The sequence below is a fragment of the Streptomyces blastmyceticus genome, from assembly GCF_039521185.1.
Classification (GTDB): Bacteria; Actinomycetota; Actinomycetes; order Streptomycetales; family Streptomycetaceae; genus Streptomyces; species Streptomyces blastmyceticus.
The window spans coordinates 25,113-45,935 of sequence record NZ_BAAABW010000033.1; the positions used below are offsets into that span (position 1 = coordinate 25,113).

Sequence of the window (20,823 nt, forward strand, 5' to 3'; positions counted from 1 at the left end):
CTACCTCTCAATCGCTCGTGCTCGCGGTGGACCGTTCTTCGATCATCTTTCGGCACAGATGGCGCTGGATCTTGCCGCTGGTGGTGCGAGGGAGCGCGGCCCGGCTGACCCAGTGGAAGGTGACGCCGCCGATGCCGAACGCCTCCGCGAGCGCGTCGCTCACCCGGCCGGTGATGTCCCGTCGGTCGCGGCCGTCGGCGAGTCGCTCGTCGAGCAGGAGGTGGAGCTGCTCGGTCCGCAGCGCCGGGTCGGGGACGCCGACCGCGACGACCGCCGGGGTCCGCGGGCTCTCCGTGACGGCCTCCACGAACATCTCCAGCTGGTCGGGGATGTAGTTGCGGCCCGCGATGATCACGATGTCCTTGCGGCGGCCGGTGACATACAGCTCTCCGTCGACCTGATAGCCGAGGTCGCCCGTGCGCAGGCAGCCGTCCGTCCGCTCGAGCCGGTCACCGGACGCGCCCGCCTCCGCGCCGTCCGGAGCCGCGAGGCAGCCGTCGATCACGCTGGGTCCTGACACCTCTATCTCGCCGATCTCACGGTCGGGCAGGGGCGCCCCGGCCGCGTCGATCACCCGCAGGCGGTGGCCGGGCAGCACCCGGCCCACGCACACCATGCTCGTGGTGTGCGGATCGGCGGCCGAGCGGGGCTCGGCACGTCCCCTCGCCGCGATCGCCTCCGTGTCGACGCGGTCGACCGAGTACGGCCGGCCGACGTCGGAAATGGTGACCGCGAGCGTCGCCTCCGCGAGCCCGTACACGGGCCTGAGCGTCGTTTCGGGCAGGCCGAAATGGCCGAATGTCGTCTGGAAATCCCGCATCGTGTTCTCGTGCACCGGCTCCGCGCCGCACAGTGCGACACGCCAGGACGACAGATCGAGATCGTCCGGCGGGCGTCGCTTCGCGACTCGCGCGCAGATGTGGAAGGCGGAGCTCGGCGCGGGCGACAGAGTGCCCCGGTAGCGGCTGATCCATTGCAGCCACGAGAGCGGATTCCGCAGGAAGTTGACGGGGTCCGCCAGCACCATCGGAATATGGGAGTGGAGCGCGTAGGAAATCCCGATGAGTCCCATGTCGTGGAACAGGGGCAGCCAACTCACCAGCAGATCGTCGGGATTTCCCCGGATCGCCTCGGCGATCGCACGGACGTTGGCGGCGATGTTGCCGTGCCGGATCACGGCCAGCTTCGGCGTGCCGGTCGAGCCGGAGGTCGCCTGAAGGTGGGCGAGCGACGTCGGCGTCGCGCGCGGCGGACCCATGTCGAGGGGTGATCCGCGGAGGGCGTCCGGCGTCACGACCGGGATCGGCAGCAACGGCGCGAGCGCGCTCTCCCACTCCGGGGACGCGACGACCCGCCTGGCCCGCGCGTGCTCGGCCAGCCCCCGGAGGTTCGCCGCGTAGTGCGCGATGCGGCCGTCCATCGGCTCCGCCACGACGATCGGCACGACCCCGGCGTACAGACAGCCGAGATAGACGGAGAGGAAGTCGCGCGAGGTGGGAAGGACGATGACGACGCGGTCCGCTTCCTCGATCCCGTGCTTCTCGAGTCCGGCCACGGCCTGTCCGACGAGGCGGTGCACGTCCGCACAGCCCAGCGCGAACTCCTCCCCGGACCTCTCGATCACACGGAACGCCAACCGGTCCGGAGTCCGGCGGGCGCTGTCGAGCAACGCGTCGATCACGGTCTCCGGTCGATGACCTCCCGTCATCGGGCGTACCCCTTCACGAACTGCAGATCGGTGCGCTTGGAGGACCGCTCCAGCCAGGTACGGAGCTCGCCGTGCCGCGAGTCGAAGTCGGCCTTCAGCAAGTCCTCCTTCAGCGTCCCGGACGCCGTGTAGTACGGCTTCTCGAGCTCCTCCAGGAAGCGGATGTGCTGCTCCATACCGGCGCGGCCGCGCTCGACACTGAGCGAGTACGACTTGAGGCGAGCCCGCCGCTGCGGTCGCTTCTCGATTTCGAATGCCCGCTTGAAGAAGATCCCGTAGCTGTCGAGAATGCCGCGCTGCAGTTCGCTGGGCCGCATATGGCGCGGGAAGATGCCGACGAACGAGTAATGCTGGTAGGTGGGCACCTCCATGATGATCCGGTGGTCCTCGATGTCCTGACGGGCCCCGTACAGCAGGCCCTGGAAGGGGTATTCGGCGAGGCATACGAAGACCGGGTGCATGATCCGCGCCTCGGCGCACCAATACGCGGTGGCCTCCATCGCCCGGCGGTCCTGGACCTCCAGTCCGAAGATGATCGCGGAGTGAATGGCTATGTCGTTCTCGGCGAAGCGCAACAGGCGCCGGGTCTGTTCCGAGGGATCGACACGCTTGTTGAACGCCTGGAGGACACTGGGGTCCTCCGACTCCACCCCGAGGCAGTATTCCTCGAATCCCGACCGCTTGAGGTCGAGGACCAGCTCCATGTCGTCGGCGTGGTTGACCCGGCTCATCGCGATGAACTTGTAGTCGCGGTCGCGGAACGTCTCGGCGATCTCACGGCAATAGCCCTTGCGGGTCGTGAAGTTCAGATCCGTGACATAGAACCGGTTGCAGCCGGTCTGCCGGTGGATGGCGTCCAGCTCGCTGCGCACGTCCTCCGCGGTCTTCGTGCGGAACCGGCGCCCGAGCAGCCGGATCGCGTAGCAGAACGAGCAGTCGAACGGGCAGCCGCGCGACATCGAGACCGTGGCCCAGTGGAGCTTCGGCGCCCGCGCCAGGAACTTCGGATTGATGGCGTTGGCGATATTGCCGTAGCGGGCGATCTTGTTCAGCGTCAGCTCGCCGTCGGCACCGATGTAGGCGAGGTTGTCGACGTCGGTGACGGGTTCGCCGGCCTCCAGGGCCTTGATCAGCTGGACGGACGGGATCTCCCCCTCGGCGATCACGGCGTAGTCGGCGTAGCGCAGGGCTTCGTACGGCGCGAACGCGGCGTGGGGCCCGCCCATGATCACCACGCAGCCCGGACGGCTGTCGCGCCGGATCAGCTCCAGCGTCTCGATGTTGGACCAGAAGTGTGTCGCGAGCGCCGAGATCAGGATGTAGTCGTAGCTCGCGAGGGGAAAGTCCTGGGGTTTCTCGCCCCAGAACATCTGGCACATCTCGACCCGCGCGTCCGGATACTCCTGCTGGATGAACGAGGCGACGTAGTAGATGCCGTCGTTGTAGGTGGTCGCCAGCGTCGACGCGTCGGGGTAGGCGTCGTGGAACCCGAGCTGGACGCAGAGAATGTTGAGGCTCTTCATGAGCGGACCTGCGCGTCGTGGTGCCGGTCCGCGAGCTGCTTGCGCACCTTCTCCTTCATCTCCTGCTTGAGCTTGGCTGCGATGCGGGTCGGATCGTTGACCCGGCGCTGGGCCCAGGCGAGCAGATCGCGCGCCTCGCTGCGGTTCATCTTCGGGTGCTTCCACACCAGGTTGTACAGATCGTGCTTGCTGAGATCCGGCTCGTCGACCAGATGCTCCATCTGCCGGTAGAGACGGGTGCCGTGGAAGGGGGTCAGCAGTGTCAACTGGCAGGCGAACAGCCCTTCCTGGTTGAGCTGCTCGATGTCGAACTGCATGTCCTCGATGCTGTCCTCGGCGAACCCGACCATGAACGTGCCCAGCGCCCGGCGGCCGTTGTCGATCAGCTCCTGCACCGTCTGCCTGACGTTGTAGACATCGTCGCGCTTCTTCACGTCGGCGACGTTCTTGTCGCGGTAGGACTCGATGCCGACGATCGCGCCGTCCATGTACCGGTCGGTGAGTTCGGGGATCCGGCCCCGGATCAGATCGGCGCGGGTCAGACAGATCCATGGCAGCTCGCGCTCCGCCAGGGCGTCCACGACCTGCTCCGCCAGGTGATTGGTGAGGAAGAAGCTCTCGTCGTAGATGATGACGTGCGCGACCTTCGCGTCCCTGTACGCGTCGAGCGCCGCGTACGTGTCCTCCATGAAGATGGCTTCTTCTTTGGGATTGAAGATCGGCGTCGAACAGAACGTGCAACCGATGTTGCAGCCGCGTTTGGAGTAGAGATATCCGACCGGCGAGCTGATGCCCCGGAAGCCGCTCTGTCCCAGCATCGCCGGATGCCGCACCCGTTCCAGCGGCTTTCCGTAGACGTACTGATGGAGCGGCGACTCCCCCGCGCCTTTCACCAGCCTGGTGAAGTGACGGTCGATGCCGGGCGTGAGGATGCCGTAGTTTCCGCCCCAGATCTCCGGCACGCCGGCCTCGCGCGCGGCTTCCGCCATCTCGATCGCGACCGGCGTGGACCAGGTGTAGAAGCTGATGCCCACCATGTCCCACGTCTCGGAATTCAGCGCGGTGAGATACTCCTGCCAGGTCGGGTACTCGAGGATCTCGACGTCCGGCACATTGTGCTTGAGGAAGCGGAGACCGGTCGGCGGGCATGTCACGGACAGCCGGTCCTCGAGGTCCACCGCACACGTCCAGGCCATATACGTGTCGGTCCGGTCGTACCAGTTCCCGCCGATCCCGTTCGGCTCGACCAAGGCCTCCATGGGAGCAGTTGTCAGGAGCACTTTCTTCATCGCCGTCCCCCTCCGCATCGCCGGTCCCGATCCGCGAACACCCGTCCCGCGCGGCCGCACGGTTCCCGCACTGGTGAGCGCTTCGGTCCTGGAAGGGTCCCATCGTTCGGCCCCTGCGGCCCCTCATCTTTTGCGTCAACCCGCCGTCCCGCCGGTGAGGCGGCGGGTCATGAGGCCCGTCATCGAACGTAAAGGGGCCTTCGACCTGCGCGCGGTCGAGGTGAGCGCGCTCGCGCGGGAGGTGGGGCAGGGGTGGCATGTGCCGTTCGAGGCCGGTGAGTTGACCGTGCGCGGGGCCGCCGCCTGGGTGACCGTGCCGCACGCCTGGCTCAAGAGGGCGGTCCCCCGGGGCACCACCCCCGGGGGACCGCCCGTGCTGCGCTGGACCTGCCAGGGTCAACGACAGCGCTCTGCCCAGCCAGTGGCCGGTGACTAGCTAACGCGATACTTGCGCACAGGATTCCCTACCCTCAGGGACCTTAACTCGAACTGGCGGCGTTTTCCCTGATGTCAGGGAATTAGGCGCGGGGATACGGGCACACGCCGCCGAGGGCGTCGATATTCCCTGTGCACAGGGAAGTCGGGGCGCGGATCCTAGCACACGAATTCAGCGCCCACCTCGCCAATCCGCTTGGCGGTACCGGGATTTCCACCGTGGTCCGGGCTGCCAAGAGTGGGTCCCTACGTGCAGGGACGAAGCGCGCGGGTACCCGCTCTGTCGGATACGCTTCTGGGCTACCCGAGTTCGCTCGTTCGGGGCGCCCGCTCACCACGGGCGCCGGTCCGGACCAACGGGCAAGGATGAACTGGACCTGCCAAGCCAAGTCACTTCACGCGGAAGTGGAGATCAACGGTGGAGAGCGGAAACGCCGCATTTCTTGTCGCAGCGGTGACGATCTTTGCGATCATTGCGTTCGTCGTGGTCTACGCGATCAAACGCCTGGCCGGACAACCGATGCGAATAGCGGCGACGATCGTCGCGCTGGCCACCCTGGTCGGTGCGATGGTGCCGCTGGTCGACGAGCTCCACACGATGCCCTCGGCGCCGCCGCCGAGGCCGGTGTCCCCGGCGTCAGGGGTGGGTCGTTGAGCCGTCGACTTCCTCCGGACTGGATGGCGACGCTGAACGAGCGGGTGATACGGCAGGCCGAACGGGCGCGCTCGGTCCGCTTCTTCACCTCCCTGCCCGGACACGTGCGGGACGCTCTCGGCGACCACCTGGTCAGCAGGCAGTACGGAAGGGGGGACCGGCTGCGCGGAGCCGCCCCGGGGGCGGGCGAGGTGCATTTCGTCCTGTCCGGCTGCGTGGCGGAGCGGGCCACGTCCGCGGGGTCCGCCACCCTGCGCTTCCGCGGGGCCGACTCCCTGCTCGGGGACGTGGAGATCGTCAACGAGGCGGCGAATCCTTCGGCGGCCGAATGCCTGACCACCACCTGGACGCTGTCCTGCGCGATGTCCCGGATGCGCATGCTCGCCGAGAGCGACATCTCCATCATGAAAGGCGTGGCCGCGAGCATCGCCGAACGCCTGGAGACGAACGACCGGGTGTACGCCAACTCCCGGCACTCGCCCATTCAGCGCGTCTGCACCCTGCTGCTGGAACTGCACCGGACGTCCGGTGTGAGTTCCCGGCTGCTGCCCGATTCCTCGGTCGAGGTATCGGGACCGACCCAGGCGGAACTCGGTGAGGCCCTGATGCTCGGCCGGGCGACCATCGAGAACGTCATGGCGGAAATGCGCATGATGGGAATTCTGACGACCGGGCACCGCCATTACGCGGTCAAACACGTCGACATGCTGAGATCCCTCGCCGAGGGAAAGCTGACGTCGAAGGCCAAAGCGGGAAAGGGCCCGCCACCACCGCCGTCCCCCTTGCCCGAACTGCCGGAGCTGTAGGCCGTCCCGGCCGACGGGAAACGGGAGCGGGCCCCGCGCGAGGCCGCCCGTGCGGGGCTACGAGGCCCTCCTCCGGGTGGTGGGGAGCAGGGTCAGATGCGTGCCCGGGCGGCCCGCGCGGCGGCCGTTGGCGGTGGGGTAGACGTCGACCGGGCCGGCCGGCCGCCAGTGCAGGCCGAGGCGCTTCGCGGTGTACATCGCCTCGTCCGCGCCGCGCAGCAGGTCCGACAGCCCGGCACCGGGCCGACGGCCGACGCGGCACAGGCCGATCGACGCGCGGGGCGAGAGGGTGACGGCACCGGTGTCGAGCGGTGCGGAGAGCCGGGCCGAGAGGCCGTACGTCAGCTCGCCGTCCAGGTCGGCGTCCGGTGCGAGGCGGATCACGGCGGTGTACTCGTCGCCGCCCAGCCGCGCCGCGAACCCGCCGTGCTCCCGGCACCACGCGTCGAGGCGCCGCCCGACCGCAGCGATGACCCGGTCCCCCACGGCGTGGCCGTGGGTGTCGTTGATCTGCTTGAAGCCGTTGAGGTCGAGGAGCAGCACGGCGGCGTCCGGGTGCCTGACGGCCCGCCGCGCCCGGGTGGTGAACTCATCGCGGCACATGAGGCCGGTGAGGGGGTCGGTGCGGGCGGTGCGCAGGCGACGGACGAGGACGATCGCGTGCGCTGCCCAGCCGACGGTCGGGGCCGCTATGGGCAGGGCCTGGACGAGGAGGTTCATCGAGCACCTTCCGAACAGAGAGCTGGCCCGCCACGGCTTCGCGGACTCGGCGCGTGCGGGCCGGTGAGTGGTCCGGTCATGCTGGAGATCCCCCCTTTCCGCTCGATCGGTGCCAACTCCGCTCCCTCACGGGGACGTTCGCATGCGGGAGCCACCGCGTCTGGCGGGCGGCGCCCGTTCCGGTGCAGGCTGTCCGAATGGACAAGGACCTCTCCCGCGTAGCGCTCACCCCCGCCGCCGCCCGGCTGATCCGCCGGCTCCGGGAGGCACACGGGCCGCTGATGTTCCATCAGTCCGGCGGCTGTTGCGACGGCAGTTCACCGATGTGCTATCCGTACGGCGAGTTCCGTACGGGTGCCTCCGATGTGCTGCTGGCCTCGCTCGCGGTGGAGGGGGTGCCGGAGCCGATCGGGTTCTGGATGTCGGCAGACCAGTTCGAGCGGTGGCGGCACACGCATCTGACGGTGGACGTGGTGGCGGGGCGGGGCAGCGGGTTCTCGCTGGAGGCGCCGGAGGGCGTGCGGTTCCTGGTGCGGTCGCGGCTGTTGACGGACGCGGAGGCGGGCGCGTTCGAGCGGGGCTGAAGGCGGCCGGACCGGGCCACGGAGTGCCGTCCGCCGGGCCCGCCCGGCGGACGGCGGCACCGCCCCTAGGACGCCGCGTCCACCAGCGACAGCATGCGCAAGCGCTCCGGCGGGCCGGGCCTCGCGTAGTACCAGCCCTGCGCGGTGTCGCAGCCCAGGATCCGCAGGTGTTCGGCCTGGGTGCCGGTCTCGACGCCCTCGACCGTGACCGACAGGTCGAGCGTGTGGGCGAGGGAGACGATTCCCTCGACGATCTTCACGTCGACCGGGTCGGCAGGGGCGCGCTGCATGCCGCGGGTGAAGGAGCGGTCCAGCTTGAGCGTGCTGACGGGCAGCCGGCGCAGGTAGGAGAGGTTGGAGTAGCCGGTGCCGAAGTCGTCGAGCGCGATGTCCACACCCATGTCGGCGAGTTCGCGCAGCGGGCGCAGCTCTTCCTCGTCGGCGCCGATCAGGGCGTTCTCGGTGACCTCCAGGCAGAGCGCGGAGGGGGCGAGGCCCGCGTTCTCCAGGACGGCGACGGTGTCGGCGACCAGGGAGGGGTAACGCAGCTGGGAGGGCGAGAGGTTGACGTTGACGCGCATGGGCGCCTGGCCCGAGCCCTCCTGCCACCAGGCCCGCGCCTGCCGGAGGGACTCCTCCAGGACCCAGCGGCCGAGCGGCACGATCAGGCCGGTGCTCTCCGCGAGCGGGATGAACTGGTCGGGGCCGAGCACGCCGTGGACGGGGTGCAACCAGCGCACGAGCGCCTCCGCGCCGCGCACCGCACCGTCGGCGAGGCCGACGAGCGGCTGGTACTCGATGAAGAACTCGCTGTTGTCGAGCGCCGCGGGCAGCCGGTTGGTGAGGCTGTGCCGGGCGATGACCCGGGCGTCGGAGTCCGCGTCGGCCAGTTCGTAGCGGTTGCCGCCCGCGGCCTTGGCGCGGTACATCGTGATGTCGGCGCTGCGCAGCACCTCCGCGGCGCCCAGCTCGCCGGCGGCCCCGTCGACGATGCCGATGCTGGCCCGTACGGACAGGTCGCGGCCGTCGAGCCGGATCGGGCGGGAGAGCGCGGTCAGCATGCGGCGGGCCAGGGCGATGGCGTCGGCCTGCGCGGACGGGCCGGTGAGGAGGGCCACGAACTCGTCGCCGCCGAGCCGGGCGACGAGTTCGGCGGGGCCGGTGGCGCAGGCGCGCAGGCGCTCGGCGACGTCGACGAGGAGCTCGTCGCCGACGGCGTGGCCGAGGCTGTCGTTGACGGCCTTGAAGCCGTCGAGGTCGAGGTAGCACAGGCCGAAGCGGGCGGGCGTGCCGTCGTCCCCGGCCGTGCTGAGCGCGCGGTCGATGCTCTCGAAGAACAGGGTGCGGTTGGGCAGGCCGGTGAGGGCGTCGTGGGTGGCCTCGTAGCGCAGCCGCTCGTGGAGGAGCCTGCGCTCGGTGATGTCCTCCATGAGCGCGAGCTGGTACTGGGGCCGGCCGTGGGCGTCGCGCAGGAGGGCCACGGACAGGTCGGTCCACAGCACGCTGCCGTCGCCACGGTAGTACGGCTTCTCGACGCGGTAGTAGTCGCGTTCGCCGCTGATCAGCTCTTTGTAGAGGCCCCAGACGTCGGGCGAGTCGTCGGGGTGGACCATCTCGCCGACGTTGCGGCCGGTCACGTCGTGGGCCATGCCGCCGAACATCCGGGTGAGGGCGTCGTTGACGTCCATGATGCGGCCCTCTACGTCCGCGATGCCGACGCCGATGGCGGCGCCCTCGAACACCGCGCGGAACCGGGCCTCGCTGGTGTGCAGGGCCTTCTCCGTCTCGGCCTGCGCGGCCAGCGCGGCGCGGGAGAGGGCTTCCTGCTCGGCCAGGGTGCGCTCGCGCAGGGCACCGGCGAAGCCGGCGGCGAGGGAGTGCTGGAGGCGGGCGCACCGGGCGCGGGCCTCGGTGTCGGAGAGGGTGCCGCCGGGCGGGCAGTAGACGAGGAGGTAGGAGTCGATGGCGCCGAGGATCAGCGGCAGGGCCTCGGGGTCGGTGCAGTGGGCGCCCACGAGCGCGGCGCCGACCTCGGCGGCGGGTGCGGGATCGAACGGGCGGGTGCGCAGGGCGGCGCCGAGCCGTCCGGCGAGGGGGACGAGGTGGTCCTCGAACTCGGCGCGGGTCAGGTGGGTGGCCGTCGCCGGATAGACCGTACGGCTCCAGATCGCGGCGAAGCGCCTGAGGCTGTCGTCACGGGCGGGGCCGCCGTCGCGTACGAGGCCGCCGAGGATCCCGAGGGCCCGGCCGTCGGGGCCCTGGACGCCGATGCCCCGGGGGCCGCCGGCCCGGCCGTCCGGTGCGCGCTCCGGTTCCGCGGCCGGGTCCGTGTCCGGTTCCGGATGCCGCTCGCGGTACGCATGGGTGTTGCGTCCCCTGGCATGGAAGCCGAACGGCTCCCCCGGCTCCGTGAGGCCCTCCTCGCAGCAGGGGTCCTCGGCCCCCGTCCGGTCGCCTTCCGTTCGTCCGGCCCCCAAGTGGCCGTCCTGCGGGGGGCGGTCCGGTGCCCGGCCGTCGCGTACGCAGAACCCGGCGGCCCGGCCGGCCGCGGCGTCCAGGGCCGTCGCCCCGCTCCCGGCAGCCGCCCCGGCCCCGGTTCTGCTTCCGATTCCGCTTATGGTTCCGCTCGCTGTTTCGGTCACGGCTTGCGCCCCACCCCGGCGAAGCCCACGTACATCGCCGGATCGTCGTCCGTGCCCCCCATGGCGCCGCCGGGGCCCGTCGACGGGGCCTCGGGCCGCCACATCGGCATGGCCACCAGGCCGGGCTCGACCATCTCGAACCCGTCGAAGAAGCGGGCCACCTCGGCGTGCGAACGCATCAGCAGCGGCGAACCGACCCCGCGGTAGACGCCCTCCACCCGCTCGCCCTCCTCCGGCTTGATCGGGCCGCTGTCGGTGGTGGCGTGGGTGAGGATCAGCAGGCTGCCGGGGGCCAGCGCGTCGCGCAGCTCCGCGACGGCGCCCCACGGGTCCTCGCGGTCCTCCATGAAGTGCAGGACGGCCACCAGCAGCAGCGCGACCGGCCGCCGCAGGTCGAGGAGCCTGCCGACCTCCTCGCCCTCCAGGATGTCCCGCGGCGCCCGCAGGTCCGCGGCCGCGATAGCGGCGCGCGCGTTGCCCGCGAGGACGGCCCGGCTGTGCGCGACGGCGACCGGGTCGTGGTCGACGTAGACGACGTGCGCCGCGGGGTCCGCGTCCTGGGCGATCTCGTGGACGTTGCCGAAGGTCGGGATGCCGGAGCCGATGTCGAGGAACTGCGTCACGCCCCGGCCGACGGCGTACCGCACGGCGCGCCGCATGAAGGCCCGGTTGGCCTGCATGACCTTCGGCAGGCCCGGGAAGGCGTCGATGGCCCGGCGCCCGGCCTCCCGGTCGACCTCGAAGTTGTGCGAGCCGCCCAGGTAGTAGTCGTAGATGCGGGACACGCTCGGCACGGAAAGGTCGATGCCTTGGGGGGCCCAGGTGGGACGCTCCATCAGTCTGTCTCTCCAGCTCATCGAACGGACGTGTGAGCAGAGGCTACTGATCGCCCGTTCGAATGGAAGAAGCAAGCGGAAAACAACGATCCGCATTTAACTGCGGTTCGCCCCTGCCCCTTGCGGGTGCTCCCCCCGAAGTACCCCAAAACCACATTCGCACGTGAGATCCATCTCTCTCACTTCCCCCATCACATACCTCTACGGCCACAGCAGGCACGTGCACAACCCTTTATACGGTCCCACATCGATTTGATCATGCAACGAACGGCCGTCCACTCAGGGCCGGGGCTCCCGCCACATCGGCCACATCCGGGGGCCGTCGGGCAGGTCGACGACCGTGCCCGTGGAGACGAAGCCGAGGCGCTCGTACAGCGCCTTGCTGCGCTCGTTGCTCGCCTCCAGATAGGCGGGCATGCCCTCCCGGTCGCAGCGGTCCAGGACGGGCGTCAGCAGCGCCCGCCCGCGGCCCTGGCTGCGGCGGCCGGGGGCCGCGACGATGACCGGCAGGTAGTAGTGCGAGCGGTCCATGGGGTGCGCGAGGCCCGTCAGCTCGCCGACGACCCGGGCGCGGTCGTTGCCCGGCGCGGCCCCGGCGAGCCGCCCGCCCAGCTCGTCGTCCTCCTCCGGGCCGCCGTCGGCGGCCCGGACCGGCAGCCACAGCGCGGCCGCCGAGAGGTCGTCGGTCACGTCGACCCAGCCGTCGCGCAGCGCCGCGTCGAGATACACGCCGAAGAAGACCGGGTGGACCGCGCGCCGGTACTCCTCGTCCGGGAAGACCCAGCCGCTGACCGGGTCGGCCATGAACGCCTCCCCGATCAGCAGGCTGATCTCGTCCCGCTCCGCCTTCACCGCCCGGCGTATTCCCGTTGTGCCGGCGGCTTCCTGATGCATGGTCACGGTCGCTTCCCCTGCGTACGAATTGACGTGGCGTTCACGTTCCCGTCGATCGTACGGACCGGTCGAGCGCGCTCGGCCCGAATGCGCCACCGCCCGGCGACCGCTGACGAATGCCGGTGAATGCGGCGGCATTCACCGGGGCGGGAGCGTCAGCGGACGCCGACGGCGGCCAGTGCCCGGCGCTGCGCGCCCGACGGCTCGGCCGGGAAGTAGAGATAGCAGACCCCTCCCGTACCGCTCTTGACCTGCCCCTGCGCATTGTGGCGCTTCGTGCGCAGCCAGATGTTCTCGAACTGACGGCGTTTGTATACGCGTCGGACCGCGGCGTCCGACGGGCTCGCCGGGTCGTTGGCCACCACATCGCCGTCCCGGGTGAAGCCGACGACGCACATCAGGTGGCCCGCGGTGCCGTAGCCCGCGCCGTCGAGTTCGGAGGCGAGGAAGGACTGCGAGGTGATCACGGGGATCCTCGCGTGGATCAGTCTCTCCACGTCGTTCAGGGAGCGCAGCCGGGTGATCACGGCCTGCATGTCGTGGTACGTCGCGGCATAGGCGGCGTTGAACGGCCAGTTGCCGCAGCCCTGGTACTGGTAGTCGTACGTGTAGCGGGCGGCATGGCAGACCTGCGGATCGGCGTAGGACCGGTCCACCCACGCGAGGTCCGCGGCGGACGGCACCCGGCCCCAGTACGCGAGGACCATCTGCGAGGAGGTCGGGCTGCACCACGCCTCGCCGCCGTTGTCGTACTGCGGGTACTGCCCCTTGTGGATCTCCTGCGAATAGTGCGGCACCTTCAGCTCGCACGCCTCCCCCGGCGCCGAGGCCGGCACGGTGAAGCGGTCGGGGATGTCGGAGCCCATGGCGCCGAGCCGCCACACCATGGGGGTGAGGCCGCTGCCGGGCCTGCGGCAGAGGGTGAGGCGCAGCTCGTACGAGACGAACCGGAGGCCCGTCGCCGTGCTGTCGACGGCGAGGGTGTCGGTGGAGACGTTGCTCTTGCCGTCCTTCTGCCCGTCGACGGAGGTGCGCCGGATGTCACCGGGCGCGTCGCCGGCGGTCCAGCGGCCCATCACGTACCAGGGGGTGTGCCCGCCGTCGGTGTAGGCGCCGCGGAGCTCCACCTGGAGCCAGGTGCCGGCGGGCGCGTGGGCGTTCCATGAGGCGACGATCTCGCTCGCGGGGGCGGGCATCCGGTGGACCGGGCCGGTCCAGGTGGCGTACTCCCAGGTGGCCGTGGTGCCGGTGTGCGGGTCGGGATAGTCGAGGGTGCCCACGGCGCGGTCGATGACCAGACCCGTGCGGTGGCCGGTGCGGGGACACGTGCCGCGGGCGGTGCCGTGCCGCCAGTCGGCGGGGGTGAGCCAGGCGCGGTAGTCGATGCGTCCTCCTCCGGAAGGGGCCGCGACGGCGGGCCCGGGGGTGATGACCGCGGCGGCGGCCGCTCCGAGGGCGGCGGCCAGGACGGTGCGGCGGGGTGTGGGTCTGCTCATGATCGGGCCTCGTGGTCGGGGACGGGTCGGGGGCGAAGCGATTGTCCCCACCCCGCCGCTTCCCGAACCGGGGCGCCGCCCCGGACCCCGGTCCGGGAACGGGCGGGGTGGGGAAGAACCGCCGGTCGGGGCCTACCGTGGTGCGGTGAACGAACCCTCAGTCGAGGCCCTCGCCCAGAGGCTGCGCGCCCTGCCCCCGTCCATCGGCCGCACCCGCCTGGTCGCCGTCGACGGCCACGCCGGCTCCGGCAAGACCACCTTCGCCGCCCGCCTCGCGGCCGCCCTCGGCGGCGCCCCGGTCCTCCATCTGGACGATCTCGCCACCCACGAGGAGCTCTTCGCGTGGACCGGACGGCTGCGCTCCTGGGTCCTCGAACCGCTGGCCCGGGGCGAGACCGCCCGCTACCGCGCCTACGACTGGGTGGCGCGGCGGTTCGCGGAGGAGCGCGAGCTGCCGGCCGCGCCGGTCGTGCTCGTGGAGGGCGTGGGAGCCGGCCGCCGGGAGCTGTCGCCCCATCTGGCATGCCTGCTGTGGATGGAGTTGACCCATGAGAGCTCGTGGGAAAGGGGTCAACTCCGTGACGGTCCCGAACTGACCGATTTCTGGGACGGCTGGAAGCGAGCGGAGCAGCGCCACTTCGCGACGGACCCGACGCGCCCGCGCGCACAACTCCTGATTCGCCAGTGCCAGGAGGGGTACGAGGTGCTGCCGGGACCCCACGAGAGCCCGTGAACCGCCCCCGTCGTCACGCTCGGTGAGCAACCGGGGCCGGTCCGCCCGCCGTCGCCGACCGATCCCCGCCGAGTGCGCCAACTCCGCTTGACCGAGGGGGCGTACAGGACTTACGTTCTCATTAGGCAGCTGACACAAGCAGCCCCAGGACGCGAAGCCCCCGGTTGTTCCCCCGTGATCGGGGGCTTCGTACTCTCCGCGGAACGCCCTTTTGAGCACTTTGCTCCGCCGTCCCCTTCACACTGGGTGACCATCTTCCGGAGCGCTTTCCGGCCCCTCGGGATCGCCCCCGCGCCGTGAACAGCGGTGCGGCACCCTTCGGCCCATGCCGACCACGCAGGTACGATGCCAGTCGGCACACCTATCGGCTGGCGTGTCGGCACACTGGTCAACTCCCGTCCACAGCACAGCGGTTCGGCAAAGGCGCGCCGGGCAATCGCCCGGCAGCACGCTACGGGGGCAGGGTTTGTGGGGGACGTGATGGACATCGGCATGCAGGGCCCACCCGCCCCGGCCGATCTCGCCTGGCTGCGCGCCGTCGACGCGTACACCATGGGCGCGTACGCACAGGCCGAGGAGGAGTTCCGGGCCGCGGTCCGGGCGGACCCCGGCATGGCCGACGCCTGGCTCGGGCTGCACGCCCTGCGCGCCGAGACGACCACCGCACTGCTGCGCATGTACCGCCACCGCGAGCGGTTCGGAGAGCAGCGCACCCGCCACCGGCGCACCCTCAACTCCTGGTACTGGCTGGGCTGGTGGGTCCAGCCAGTACTGGAGAGCGGCCGCGACCTGCTCCTCGCCCACGCGTCGCACTGGCTCGACGGCCGCCATGTGCCCGAGCTGGACCGGGCCCTGGCCGACTGCCCGCCCGTCGACACCGACCTCCAGGCCCGCTTCCTGCACGCGTGCCGCGCCTACCTCGTCAAGGACTGGGAGCAGCTCGTCCGGCACACCGAGCCGCTGCTCGACGACCCGCTGCTGGGCATCGAGGCCGGGCTGTTCGGCGGCATGGCCCGGGTGCGCCTGGAGATGTACGGCCAGGCCGAACCGCTGCTGGCCGCCGCCCTGATGCGCTGCCGCAGCGAGCAGCCGCAGCGCAAGGAACTGCGCTACTGGCTGGCCCGCGCCCACGAGGGCACCGGCCGCAGCGCCGCCGCCCTCCCCCTCTACCGCGCCGTGCACCGCGTCGACCCGTCGTTCATGGACACCTCCGCCCGGCTCACCGCCATCGCCGACGGGGACGGCCTGGACGAGCACCTGGACCTGGCGTCGGTGCCGTCGGGCGGGCCGCCCGGCCAGGACCCCGGGGGTCCCGCCGACCCGGCGGGCGAGCCGGACCTGCTGTCCGCGCCGGACCTCCCCGGCGGCCGCGACCTGCTGACGGGCACCGGCCCCGAGCCCTCGGGGACGGCGCAGGCCGGCCCCGACGGCATGCGCCGGATGTCCCGCATCCCGGTGCCAGGACAGCCCGCGCCCCAGCCGGTGCCGGGCCCCTCCGACCCGGTGCTCCTGGCGAAGGCCCTCTCCGAGCTGGAGCGGATGGTGGGCCTGGAGCCCGTCAAACGTCAGGTGCGGGCGCTGTCCGCCCAGCTGCACATGGCGCGGCTGCGGGCCGGGCAGGGGCTGCCCGTGCAGCCGCCCAAGCGGCACTTCGTCTTCTCCGGCCCCTCGGGCACCGGCAAGACCACGGTGGCCCGCATCCTGGGCCGGGTCTTCTACGCCCTGGGGCTACTCGGCGGCGACCATCTGGTGGAGGCCCAGCGCGCCGACCTGGTCGGCGAGTTCCTCGGGCAGACGGCGGTCAAGGCCAATGAGCTGATCGACTCGGCGCTCGGCGGGGTGCTCTTCGTCGACGAGGCGTACAGCCTCTCCAACTCCGGCTACACCAAGGGCGACGCCTACGGCGACGAGGCCCTCCAGGTGCTGCTCAAGCGCGCCGAGGACAATCGCGACCGCCTGGTCGTCATCCTCGCCGGCTACCCCGAGGGCATGGACCGGCTGCTCGCCACCAACCCCGGCCTGGGCTCCCGCTTCACCACCCGGGTGGACTTCCCCAGCTACCGCCCCCGCGAACTCACCAGCATCGGGGAGGTGCTGGCCGCGGAGAACGGCGACCAGTGGGACGAGGAGGCGCTGGACGAGCTGCGCAGCATCAGCGCCCACGTCGTCGAGCAGGGATGGATCGACGAGCTCGGCAACGGCCGCTTCCTGCGCACGCTCTACGAGAAGAGCTGCGCGTACCGCGATCTGCGCCTGTCGGGGTACGCGGGCACCCCCACTCGCGACGACCTCGCCACGCTCCGCCTGGCGGACCTGATGCAGGCATACGGCGAGGTCCTGTCGGGCCCGGGCTGGTCGTCCCCCCGCCGGGAGTCCCGCGACCCGCAGGATCCTCCGTAAACGTCGGACGGGCTGAATATTCAGCCCGTCCGACGTTTGAGGACAAGCGGCGAGGGGGCGAGGCTGGGGAAAGACCCCCGGCCCTCAGGCCGTCATCACACCCCGCTCCTGCGGCAGCAGCAACGGCTCCAGCCGCGGATCGCTCACCCGCACAGGAGCCGGCGGGGCCATCCGATGCGAAGGATCGCGCACCTCACCCACCAGCATCTCCAGCACGTCCTCCAGCGCCACAAGCCCGAGCACCCTCCCCGACGCATCGGCGACAGCCGCCAAGTGCGCCGCCGCCCGCCGCATCACGGTGAGCGCGTCGTCCAGCGGGAGCTCCGCGCGCAGGGTCTCGACGCGCCGCCAGACGTGCTGCGGCACGGCCCGTTCGCGGTCCTCCAGGTCCAGGACGTCCTTCACGTGCAGGTAGCCCATGAAGGCGCCGCCGGGCCCGGCCACCGGGAAGCGGGAGAAGCCGGTGCGCACGGTCAGCTCCTCGATCTGCCGGGGGGTGACGGACGGGGCGACCGTGACCAGCGCCGCCGGGTCGAGGAGGACGTCGGTGACCGGGCGGCTGCCCAGCTCCAGCGCGTCCTCCAGCCGCTCCTGCTCCGCCGGTTCGAGGAGACCGGCCTGGCGGGAGTCCTCCACCAGGCGGTTGAGCTGCTCGCTGGTGAACACCGCCTCGACCTCGTCCTTGGGCTCGACCCGGAACAGCCTCAGCACCGCGTGCGCGCAGGCGCCGAGGAGGGCCGTGACCGGCCGGCACAGCCGGGCGAAGGCGACGAGCCCCGGGCCGAGCCACAGCGCGGCGCGGTCGGGCGCCGACATCGCGAGGTTCTTCGGCACCATCTCGCCGATGACGAGGTGGAGGAAGACCACGAGGGCCAGGGCGATCACATAGCCCAGCGGATGGACCAGCCCGTCGGGCAGCCCCACCGCATGGAAGAGGGGCTCCAGCAGGTGCGCGACCGTCGGCTCGGCGACCGCGCCGAGGGTCAGCGAGCAGATGGTGATGCCGAACTGCGCGGCCGCCATCATCTGCGGCAGGTTCTCGAGACCGGTCAGCACCGTGCGGGCGCGCGCCGAGCCCTCGGCGGCCTTCGGCTCGATCTGGCTGCGGCGCACGGACACGAGCGCGAACTCGGCGCCCACGAAGAAGCCGTTGGCGAGCACCAGCAGCACGGCGAAGAGGAGTTGCAGCACGCTCATCGCTGCTCCCCCTTGGCACCGGTGGTGCGCACGAGGCGCACCCGTTCGGCGCGGTGGTGCGCCACCTGCCGCACGGACAGCCGCCAGCCGGGCAGCTCCGCGGTGTCGCCGGGGGCGGGGATCCGGCCGAGCAGACCGGCGACCAGACCGGCCACGGTCTCGTAGGGGCCGTCGGGCGCCTCCAGGCCGACGCGGCGCAGGGTGTCGACCCGGCAGCCGCCGTCGGCGTCCCACGCCGAGCGGCCGTCCTCGCAGGCGACGGGGGCCAGTTCGGGCCGGTGGGCGTCCTCGTGGTCGTGCTCGTCGCGCACGTCTCCGACGAGCTCCTCGACGATGTCCTCCAGGGTCACCACGCCGGCCGTGCCGCCGTACTCGTCGACGACGACGGCTATCGGCTGCTCGCTGCGCAGCTGCTCCAGCAGCGGCTGCACGGGTAGGGTCTCCGGTACGAGCATGGGCGCGACCGCGATCCGGCCGACCGGGGTGCGCAGCCGGTCGTGGCCGGGGACCGCGAGGGCGTCCTTGAGGTGGACCATGCCGACGACCTCGTCCAGGCGCTCCCGGTAGACCGGGAAGCGGGAGAGGCCGGTGGCGCGGGTGAGGTTGAGGACGTCCTCGGCGGTCGCGGTGGACTGGAGGGCGCTGACCTTCACCCGGGGGGTCATCACGTGCTGGGCGGTGAGCTCGCCGAGCGAGAGGGTGCGTACGAACAGGTCGGCGGTGTCCTGCTCCAGGGTGCCGGCGCGGGCCGAGTGGCGGGCGAGGGAGACGAGTTCGCCGGGGGTGCGGGCGGAGGCCAGCTCCTCGGCGGGCTCGACGCCCAGGGCCCGTACGAGCCGGTTGGCGACGGTGTTGAGCAGGGTGATCACGGGCCGGAAGAAGTGCGCGAAGGCGTGCTGCGGGCCGGCGACGAACCGGGCGACCTGGAGGGGCCGGGAGACGGCCCAGTTCTTGGGCACCAGTTCGCCGATGACCATCTGGACGGCGGACGCGATCAGCATGCCGGTCACGACGGCGACCCCGGGGGCGGCGCCGCCGGGCAGTCCGGCGAGGGTGAGCGGTCCGGTGAGCAGTCCGCCGAGTGCGGGCTCCGCGAGCATGCCGACCACCAAGGAGGTGATGGTGATGCCGAGTTGGGTGCCCGAGAGCTGGAAGGACAGCTCGCGCAGGGAGGCGACGACGGTGCGGGCGCGGCGGTCGCCGTCGGCGGCGGCCCGTTCGGCCTCCGGCTTCTCGACGGTCACCAGGCCGAACTCGGCGGCGACGAAGAAGCCGTTCGCGAGGATGAGGAGCAGTGCTGCCGCCAGGAGCAGCAGGGACACGGTGACACTCATGCCGCCGCCTCGTCACGGTGGGCGGCGGCGCAGGTACTACAGGACGATCCGTCCATTGCCGGAGGGAGTCACTCCTCGGTTCGCAGGTGCCCCGCTGGGCCGTGGGGACCACGGCGGGTTCGCGCGGTGCGGGGCGGGGCAAGGTGTGCCCGTGGCACCAGAGTAATCAAGGACTCGCGATCTCGGGGCGGTCGGCCGCGGTCAGGTCGCGGACCGTGCGGTGCCGTGCGCCTCGGCGAGGGCCCGCAGCGCGCGGGCGTGGGCGACGGCCTGGTGCTTGGCGATGCCCGGCTGGATGCCCATGGCGGGCAGGGTGGTGCCGTCGGAGAGGTCGAGGCGGACCCAGGGGTCGCCGGCGCGCAGATTGACGCGGACGATCTGGGCCCAGGCCAGCCGACGGGTCGTCGCCAGATTGACGACGGTGACGCCGTCCTCGGTGGCGACGACCTTGGGGCGGGCGAGCAGCGCGAGGATCCCGAAGACGAAGAGTCCGGCGGCCGTGAAGGTGGCCCGGTCCCCCGCCGTGAAGCTGCCGGTCAGCCAGGCACCCGCCGTGAGCACGGCGAACAGCGCGGCACCGAGGCCGAGCAGTACGGCCCGGGTGACGGTCGGGCGGAAGGTGACCGGAAGCTCCGGCAGCGGTGCGGGGGTGGACACGTCGTTACGTTCTCTCGGCGTCGGGGCTCGCGTGCGGGGTGGGACGGGCCGTCAGAGGCGGCAGGCGTGGATGCCGGTGGTGAGGATGGCGCGCGCGCCCAGGTCGTAGAGCTCGTCCATGATCCGCTGGGCGTCCTTGGCCGGGACCATGGAGCGGACCGCGACCCAGCCCTCGTGGTGCAGCGGGGAGACGGTGGGCGACTCCAGTCCGGGGGTGAGGGCGACGGCGCGCTCGACGTGCTCGACCCGGATGTCGTAGTCCATCATCACGTAGCGGCGGGCGACGAGGACGCCCTGCATGCGGCGGAGGAACTGCTGGACCTTGGGGTCGTCGGCCGGGGCGCCGGAGCGGCGGATGACGATCGCCTCGGACTCCAGGATCGGCTCGCCGATGATCTCCAGTCCGGCGTTGCGCAGGGTGGTGCCGGTCTCGACGACATCCGCGATGATCTCGGCGACGCCGAGCTGGATGGCGGTCTCGACGGCGCCGTCGAGGTGGACGACGGAGGCGTCCACGCCGTTGTCGGCGAGGTGCTTGGTGACCAGGCCGGAGAAGGACGTGGCGACGGTCATCCCGCCGAACTCGCTCACATCCTTCGCGGTGCCCGGGCGGGTCGCGTAGCGGAAGGTGGACCCGGCGAAGCCGAGCTGCATGATCTCCTCGGCCCGCGAGCCGGAGTCCAGCAGGAGGTCCCGGCCGGTGATGCCGATGTCGAGCTTGCCGGAGCCCACGTAGACCGCGATGTCGCGGGGGCGCAGGAAGAAGAACTCGACGTCGTTGGCGGCGTCGACCAGGACCAGTTCCCTGCGGTCCTTGCGCTGCCGGTATCCGGCCTCATGGAGCATCGCCGACGCAGGCTCGGAGAGAGAACCCTTGTTGGGGACGGCGATGCGCAGCATGAGGTCGTTTTCCT

Annotated in this window: 18 protein-coding genes; 6 read left to right on the plus strand and 12 right to left on the minus strand. The window is 71.3% G+C overall.

Annotation, left to right across the window (positions count from 1 at the left end; all coding sequences use genetic code 11):
* Positions 1 to 7: 7 nt before the first annotated feature.
* The 3 genes from ABD269_RS30535 to ABD269_RS30545 are packed head-to-tail and all read right to left on the minus strand — an operon-like array spanning position 8 to position 4,520.
* Entirely contained in the window at positions 8 to 1,708 is a 1,701-nt protein-coding gene (locus ABD269_RS30535) for an AMP-binding protein (RefSeq protein ID WP_344123171.1), read from the minus strand.
* The gene (locus ABD269_RS30540; protein ID WP_344123173.1) at positions 1,705 to 3,231 is read right to left on the minus strand and encodes a B12-binding domain-containing radical SAM protein; all 1,527 of its coding nucleotides are present in this window, start codon (positions 3,229 to 3,231) and stop codon (positions 1,705 to 1,707) included. Before ABD269_RS30540 ends, ABD269_RS30535 begins: the two co-directional genes overlap by 4 nt.
* Positions 3,228 to 4,520 carry a B12-binding domain-containing radical SAM protein gene (locus ABD269_RS30545; protein ID WP_344123175.1) on the minus strand — a complete coding sequence of 431 codons (1,293 nt, stop codon included), beginning with the start codon at positions 4,518 to 4,520 and terminating at the stop codon, positions 3,228 to 3,230. Before ABD269_RS30545 ends, ABD269_RS30540 begins: the two co-directional genes overlap by 4 nt.
* 169 nt (positions 4,521 to 4,689) lie before the next feature.
* Between ABD269_RS30545 and ABD269_RS30550 the strand changes: the two genes are divergently transcribed.
* The 3 genes from ABD269_RS30550 (at position 4,690) to ABD269_RS30560 (ending at position 6,416) form a co-directional block, all read left to right on the plus strand.
* Entirely contained in the window at positions 4,690 to 4,956 is a 267-nt protein-coding gene (locus tag ABD269_RS30550) for a hypothetical protein (protein WP_344123177.1), read from the plus strand.
* Positions 4,957 to 5,409: 453 nt separating this feature from the next.
* Positions 5,410 to 5,610, plus strand: coding sequence for a hypothetical protein (locus tag ABD269_RS30555; protein WP_116210676.1), 201 nt, complete (start codon positions 5,410 to 5,412; stop codon positions 5,608 to 5,610).
* Between the two features lie 23 nt (positions 5,611 to 5,633).
* Positions 5,634 to 6,416, plus strand: a complete 783-nt coding sequence (locus tag ABD269_RS30560; protein WP_301889171.1) for a Crp/Fnr family transcriptional regulator — start codon at positions 5,634 to 5,636, stop codon at positions 6,414 to 6,416.
* Between the two features lie 57 nt (positions 6,417 to 6,473).
* Here the strand turns inward: ABD269_RS30560 and ABD269_RS30565 are convergent, their stop codons facing one another.
* The gene (locus ABD269_RS30565; protein ID WP_344123180.1) at positions 6,474 to 7,136 is read right to left on the minus strand and encodes a GGDEF domain-containing protein; all 663 of its coding nucleotides are present in this window, start codon (positions 7,134 to 7,136) and stop codon (positions 6,474 to 6,476) included.
* Between the two features lie 197 nt (positions 7,137 to 7,333).
* Between ABD269_RS30565 and ABD269_RS30570 the strand changes: the two genes are divergently transcribed.
* Complete coding sequence (locus ABD269_RS30570) at positions 7,334 to 7,720, plus strand: DUF779 domain-containing protein (RefSeq protein WP_301889169.1); 387 nt, start codon at positions 7,334 to 7,336, stop codon at positions 7,718 to 7,720.
* Positions 7,721 to 7,785: 65 nt separating this feature from the next.
* Here ABD269_RS30570 and ABD269_RS30575 read toward each other — a convergent pair whose 3' ends face one another.
* The 4 genes from ABD269_RS30575 to ABD269_RS30590 all read right to left on the minus strand — a co-directional run bounded on the left by ABD269_RS30575 (position 7,786) and on the right by ABD269_RS30590 (position 13,588).
* A complete protein-coding gene (locus ABD269_RS30575; protein WP_344123255.1) occupies positions 7,786 to 9,954 on the minus strand; it encodes a putative bifunctional diguanylate cyclase/phosphodiesterase in 2,169 nt (722 codons plus the stop codon).
* 404 nt (positions 9,955 to 10,358) lie between these two features.
* A complete protein-coding gene (locus ABD269_RS30580; protein ID WP_301889168.1) occupies positions 10,359 to 11,198 on the minus strand; it encodes an SAM-dependent methyltransferase in 840 nt (279 codons plus the stop codon).
* Positions 11,199 to 11,477: 279 nt separating this feature from the next.
* Entirely contained in the window at positions 11,478 to 12,092 is a 615-nt protein-coding gene (locus ABD269_RS30585) for a GNAT family N-acetyltransferase (RefSeq protein WP_344123257.1), read from the minus strand.
* Positions 12,093 to 12,247: 155 nt separating this feature from the next.
* Complete coding sequence (locus tag ABD269_RS30590; protein ID WP_344123184.1) at positions 12,248 to 13,588, minus strand: peptidase C39 family protein; 1,341 nt, start codon at positions 13,586 to 13,588, stop codon at positions 12,248 to 12,250.
* 145 nt (positions 13,589 to 13,733) lie between these two features.
* Here ABD269_RS30590 and ABD269_RS30595 point away from each other — a divergent pair, with 145 nt between their 5' ends.
* On the plus strand, positions 13,734 to 14,321 hold the full coding sequence (locus ABD269_RS30595; protein WP_344123186.1) for a uridine kinase family protein: 588 nt from the start codon (positions 13,734 to 13,736) through the stop codon (positions 14,319 to 14,321).
* Between the two features lie 480 nt (positions 14,322 to 14,801).
* A complete protein-coding gene (locus ABD269_RS30600; RefSeq protein WP_344123188.1) occupies positions 14,802 to 16,721 on the plus strand; it encodes an AAA family ATPase in 1,920 nt (639 codons plus the stop codon).
* 84 nt (positions 16,722 to 16,805) lie between these two features.
* On the opposite strand, the gene ABD269_RS30605 is transcribed toward ABD269_RS30600, so the two are convergent.
* The 4 genes from ABD269_RS30605 to hisG form a co-directional block, all read right to left on the minus strand.
* Complete coding sequence (locus tag ABD269_RS30605) at positions 16,806 to 17,918, minus strand: hemolysin family protein (RefSeq protein ID WP_301889162.1); 1,113 nt, start codon at positions 17,916 to 17,918, stop codon at positions 16,806 to 16,808.
* The gene (locus tag ABD269_RS30610) at positions 17,915 to 19,252 is read right to left on the minus strand and encodes a hemolysin family protein (protein ID WP_344123191.1); all 1,338 of its coding nucleotides are present in this window, start codon (positions 19,250 to 19,252) and stop codon (positions 17,915 to 17,917) included. Before ABD269_RS30610 ends, ABD269_RS30605 begins: the two co-directional genes overlap by 4 nt.
* A gap of 201 nt (positions 19,253 to 19,453) precedes the next feature.
* The gene (locus ABD269_RS30615) at positions 19,454 to 19,909 is read right to left on the minus strand and encodes a PH domain-containing protein (protein WP_344123193.1); all 456 of its coding nucleotides are present in this window, start codon (positions 19,907 to 19,909) and stop codon (positions 19,454 to 19,456) included.
* Positions 19,910 to 19,960: 51 nt separating this feature from the next.
* Positions 19,961 to 20,809, minus strand: coding sequence for an ATP phosphoribosyltransferase (hisG, locus tag ABD269_RS30620; protein WP_301889158.1), 849 nt, complete (start codon positions 20,807 to 20,809; stop codon positions 19,961 to 19,963).
* Between the last annotated feature and the right edge of the window lie 14 nt (positions 20,810 to 20,823).